Raw genomic sequence first — 5,024 nt, 5'->3', positions numbered from 1 at the left:
AAGGCGGCAAGCGCGCACCGTATCGCGACGGCGCGGCCGGTGGCGAAGGCCCGAAGCGTAGCAGTTTCGGCGAGCGGCGTGCGTCGTCCGACCGCCCCGCACGCCGCAACGACGACGATACACGTCCGCGTCGCGCGGGCGCCGCTGAAGGCGGCAAGCGCGCACCGTATCGCGACGCCGCGACCGCCGGCGAACGCGCGAAGCGCGGCACCGCCGAGCGCCGCCCGTCCGGCAACGCGCGATTGAAAACCGCCGAACCGGTGAAGCGCCGCGCCGCGGACGTCGATCGCGGCGACGAAGCCGGTCTGATGCGCCTGTCGAAGCGGATGTCGGAGCTCGGCCTCTGCTCGCGCCGCGAAGCCGACGAATGGATCGAGAAAGGCTGGGTGATCGTCGACGGCGAGCGCATCGACACGCTCGGCACGAAGGTCCGCGCCGATCAGCGCATCGAGATCGACGAGCGCGCGCAGGCCGCGCAGGCCGCGCAAGTGACGATCCTGCTGCACAAGCCGGTCGGTTACGTGTCCGGCCAGGCAGAAGACGGCTACGAGCCCGCGAGCGTCCTGATCACGCGCGAAAACCACTGGAGCGGCGACCGTTCGCCGCTGCGCTTCTCGCCACAGCATCTGCGCGCGCTTGCGCCGGCCGGCCGGCTCGACATCGACTCGACGGGCCTGCTCGTGCTGACGCAGAACGGCCGGATCGCCAAACAGTTGATCGGCGAACAGTCGGACGTCGACAAGGAATACCTGGTGCGCGTGCGCTTCGGCGACCGGCTGACCGACATCGACCAGCACTTCCCGGCCGAACGGCTTGCGCAGCTGCGGCACGGCCTCGAGCTCGACGGCGTCGCACTGAAGCCCGCGATGGTGAGCTGGCAAAACGGCGAGCAGTTGCGCTTCGTGCTGCGCGAAGGGCGCAAGCGTCAGATCCGCCGGATGTGCGAACTCGTCGGTCTCGAGGTGATCGGGCTCAAGCGCGTGCGGATGGGCCGCGTGACGCTCGGCGCACTGCCGCAGGGCCAATGGCGCTACCTCTCCGCCGACGAGCAGTTCTGACCGCACGGCGCGCCCGCACCGCGCGTGCGCCGCAAGAACGGAAAAGCCCGCCATCGCCTGCGGGCTTTTTCTTTTTCCGTTCATCACGACGCGCGCGGCGGCAAGGTCGCCGCACCTGCGGCAGCGGCCCTCAGTCGTCCGCGGCCGGATCGAGCCCCGGGAACAGCACTTCGGTGAAGCCGAAACGCGTAAAGTCGGTGATCCGCATCGGATACAGCTTGCCGATCAGGTGGTCGTATTCGTGCTGGACCACACGCGCATGGAAGCCTTCGGCGACGCGATCGATCTTCGCGCCGAACTGGTCGAAGCCGCTGTAGCGCACCTTCGCGTAGCGGCTCACGACACCGCGCATCCCGGGCACCGACAGACAGCCTTCCCAGCCCTCTTCCATGTCCGGCGGCATGTATTCGAGCTTCGGATTGATCAGCACCGTCTCGGGGACGGGCGGCGCGTCCGGATAGCGGTTGTTGCTGCCGAAGCCGAAGATGATGATCTGCAACCCGATGCCGATCTGCGGCGCCGCGAGCCCGGCGCCGTTCGCGTGATGCATCGTCTCGAACATGTCCGCGACGATCTCGTGCAATTCCGGCGTATCGAACCGGTCGACCGGCCGCGCGACTTCGAGCAGGCGCGGATCGCCCATCTTCAGGATTTCGCGAATCATCGCGTGTTGCCCTCCAGGAGTTGATGCAGCCCGTCTTCGTCGAGCACCGGGATGCCGAGCGCTTCGGCCTTCGCGAGCTTGCTGCCGGCTTCGGCACCCGCGATCACGTAATCGGTCTTCTTCGACACCGAGCCGGCCACCTTCGCGCCCGCCGCCTCGAGCATCTCCTTCGCGTCGTCGCGCGTGAGGTTCGGCAGCGTGCCGGTCAGCACGACCGTTTTGCCGGCGAGCACGCCCTGCGGCGCCTTCGGCGCGGGCGGCCCTTCCGGCCAGGTGACCTTGCCGGGCGCGCGCAGCTGCTCGATCACGGTCCGGTTGTGCTCTTCCGCGAAGAACTGGTGGATCGATTCGGCGACGATCGGCCCGACGTCGTTCACTTCGAGCAGCTCGTCGATCGTCGCGTTCATGATCGGGTCGAGCGAGCCGAAATGCTTGGCGAGATCCTTCGCGGTCGATTCGCCGACATGGCGAATGCCGAGCGCGTAAATGAAGCGCGCGAGCGTCGTGTGCTTCGCCTTCTCGAGCGAGTCGAGCAGATTCTGCGCCGATTTCTCCGCGAAGCGGTCGAGCTCCGCGAGCGTCGCGAAGCCGAGGTTGAACAGATCGGCCGGCGTGCGTACGAGGTTCAGCTCGACGAGCTGGTCGATGATCTTCTCGCCGAGGCCGTCGATGTCGAGCGCGCGCCGCTGCGCGAAGTGCCACAGCGCCTGCTTGCGCTGCGCGGGGCAGAACAGCCCGCCCGTGCAGCGCGCGATCGCCTCGTCGGGCAGCCGCTCGATCTTTGAGCCGCATACCGGGCACTCGGTCGGCATCACGAATTCGGCCGCATCGGCCGGACGCCGGTCGAGCACGGCGCCCACCACCTCGGGAATCACGTCGCCGGCGCGCCGCACGATCACCGTATCGCCGATCCGGATGTCTTTGCGGCGCACCTCGTCCTCGTTGTGCAGCGTCGCGTTCGTGACGGTCGCACCGCCGACGAACACGGGCTCGAGCCGCGCGACTGGCGTAATCGCCCCGGTGCGGCCGACCTGCACGCCGATTGCAACCAGCTTCGTCAGCGCCTCCTGCGCGGGGAATTTGTGCGCGAGCGCGAAGCGCGGCGCGCGCGACACGAAACCGAGGCGATCCTGCTCGTCGCGACGGTTCACCTTGTACACGACGCCGTCGATGTCGTACGGCAGCGACTCGCGCTTCTCGCCGACCTTGCGGAAGAAGTCGAGCAGCCCCTGCGCACCGTACACGACCGCGCGCTCGCGGTTCACCGGCAACCCGAGCGCCTCGTACCAGTCGAGCAGCGCACTGTGCGTATCGGGCATCGGCATCCCGTCGAGCACGCCGATGCCGTACGCGAAGAACGAGAGCGGACGCTGCGCGGTGATCTTCGGATCGAGCTGGCGCAGGCTGCCGGCCGCCGCGTTGCGCGGGTTCGCGAACTCGCGCTGCTCGGCCGCGCGCTGGCGTTCGTTCAGGCGCGCAAAATCGCGCTTGAACATCAGCACCTCGCCGCGCACGTCGAGCACGGCCGGCACGCGGTCGCCCTTCAGCTTCAGCGGAATCGAGCGGATCGTGCGGACGTTTTCGGTCACGTCCTCGCCGGTCGTGCCGTCGCCGCGCGTCGACGCCTGCACGAACACGCCGTGCTCGTAGCGCAGCGAAATCGCGAGCCCGTCGAACTTCAGCTCGCACGCGTATTCGACGGGATCCGTCACCGAGCCGGCGAGATCGGTCGTCTTGCCGAGCGCGTCGGCGACGCGCTTGTCGAACGCGACGATGTCGTCGTCGGCAAATCCGTTGTTCAGCGACAGCATCGGCGCATCGTGAACGACCGGCGTGAAGCCGCTCGCGACGGCGCCGCCGACGCGCTGCGTCGGCGAATCGGGCGTCACGAGGTCGGGATGATCGGATTCGAGCTGCTGCAGCTCGCGGAACAGCCGATCGTATTCCGCATCGGGCAGATCGGGCTGGTCGAGCACGTAGTACGCGTGGTTCGCGCGTTCGAGCTGGTCGCGCAGCCAGGCGGCGCGCGCATCGGGTTGACTGGCTGGCGGTTCGGCTTGGGTTCGGGCCATGCTGGCGGCAGATTCTTGCTGAAAAAATCGAATGCCGAATTATCTCAGTTTGGCGCCGTGCCGGGGGCGCGGCCCGCGTACGTGCGCGATGTTGCGTCGCCGCATCGCGATCGCGCGCGGCGACCGGCCGGCGCACGCCGCGCGGTCGCCCCAATGCCTGCGTTACTGGCTGAACAGGCGTCGCGTGACCGGCGAGCCGGCCGGAATGCCCGCTTCCTCGAGCTTCGCGTAGAGCTTCATCAGTTGCTGCTCGATCGCGAGCAGCGTCGATTCCGGCAGCGGCCGGCGCGAGTCGTCGACGACGCGCGCACCGATCCGCTCGGACAGCGACTTCGCGTAATCGCACATCAGCCGGAACGGCAGGATGTCTTCCTCGGCGACCGGCACGTCGAGCACGAGCGTGATCATGTCGCCGCCCTTGTACGTGAGGTCGTCGCGCAGGAAGTTGGTGTCGCCGAACTGCAGCATGAACACCGGATTCTGCTTCGCGTCGAGCTTCACGAACCGCGTGCCGTCGCGCGACAGCAGCAGCCCGTCCTGCGACGCAACGGCCTGCACGTAGTTCGCCGACCATGGCGCCCCGTCCGACAGCACGTTGATCGACAGCTGCGCGTCGCACTGCGCGGCAAAGCCGTCGAGTTCGCGCGCCATCGCGACCGTTTCCATCATGTCCGGGAATTCGGGGGCGCCGTCGATCGCGTCCGCGAACTGCTGGACGCCCGTCACGAACTCCGAGAACTCGAGCTCGTTGAGCGCGCCGCTGCGGTTCGCGAGCTGCGCGGCCGCACGCAGTTCCTCGTAGCGCACGCCGTTTTGCAGCAGCTCCCACTGGCCGCCTTCCGGCTTGCCCTCGATATGCACGGGCTTGCTGCCCGCGCGACGCAGCCGCTGCGCGGCCGGCAGGAGCTTGTCGCCCGGCAGCGGCGCGCCGAGCCGGATCGGCACGATGCAGTCGATGCGGCGATCGACGACGGCCGGCGGCGCGGACGAAATGGTCGTCGCGGCCGGCAGCACCGGTTCCGCGCGCTCGGCGGACTCTGCCGTCGCAGCTTGCGCGGCAGGCGCCTCGTGCGCATCGGCGCTCGCGTCGGCCGGCTCGCTCGCTTCGTCGCGCGCAGCGGTATCGACGCGCGTCTCGGCACCGGTCGCTTCGGCCTGCAGATCGGCCGGCGTGTCGGCGGGCGCAGCAGCGGCCGATACGCCGCCGAACGTCGGTTCGACGCGCGCGGC

The 5,024-nt window shown here is 68.7% G+C and carries 4 protein-coding genes; 1 reads left to right on the top strand and 3 read right to left on the bottom strand.

All coding sequences use genetic code 11. From position 1 onward, the window contains the following. On the top strand, positions 1 to 1,058 hold a 1,058-nt coding region (locus HMPREF3115_RS30235; protein ID WP_256276425.1), incomplete at its 5' end, for a pseudouridine synthase. Between the two features lie 130 nt (positions 1,059 to 1,188). Here the strand turns inward: HMPREF3115_RS30235 and def are convergent. From def to HMPREF3115_RS25405, 3 genes are all read right to left on the bottom strand, one after another. Further along, the gene (gene def, locus HMPREF3115_RS25415; RefSeq protein ID WP_006402641.1) at positions 1,189 to 1,722 is read right to left on the bottom strand and encodes a peptide deformylase; all 534 of its coding nucleotides are present in this window, start codon (positions 1,720 to 1,722) and stop codon (positions 1,189 to 1,191) included. After that, positions 1,719 to 3,794, bottom strand: a complete 2,076-nt coding sequence (gene ligA / locus HMPREF3115_RS25410; RefSeq protein ID WP_053297129.1) for an NAD-dependent DNA ligase LigA — start codon at positions 3,792 to 3,794, stop codon at positions 1,719 to 1,721. Before ligA ends, def begins: the two co-directional genes overlap by 4 nt. A gap of 162 nt (positions 3,795 to 3,956) precedes the next feature. Further along, positions 3,957 to 5,024: cell division protein ZipA C-terminal FtsZ-binding domain-containing protein (locus HMPREF3115_RS25405; RefSeq protein ID WP_070556606.1), on the bottom strand; the 1,068-nt coding region annotated here is incomplete at its 5' end.

This window comes from Burkholderia sp. HMSC10F09, assembly GCF_001806955.1.
Taxonomy (GTDB): Bacteria; Pseudomonadota; Gammaproteobacteria; order Burkholderiales; family Burkholderiaceae; genus Burkholderia; species Burkholderia multivorans.
Note: the sequence above shows the minus strand (reverse complement) of the source record. Positions and strands in the feature narration are given on the sequence as shown.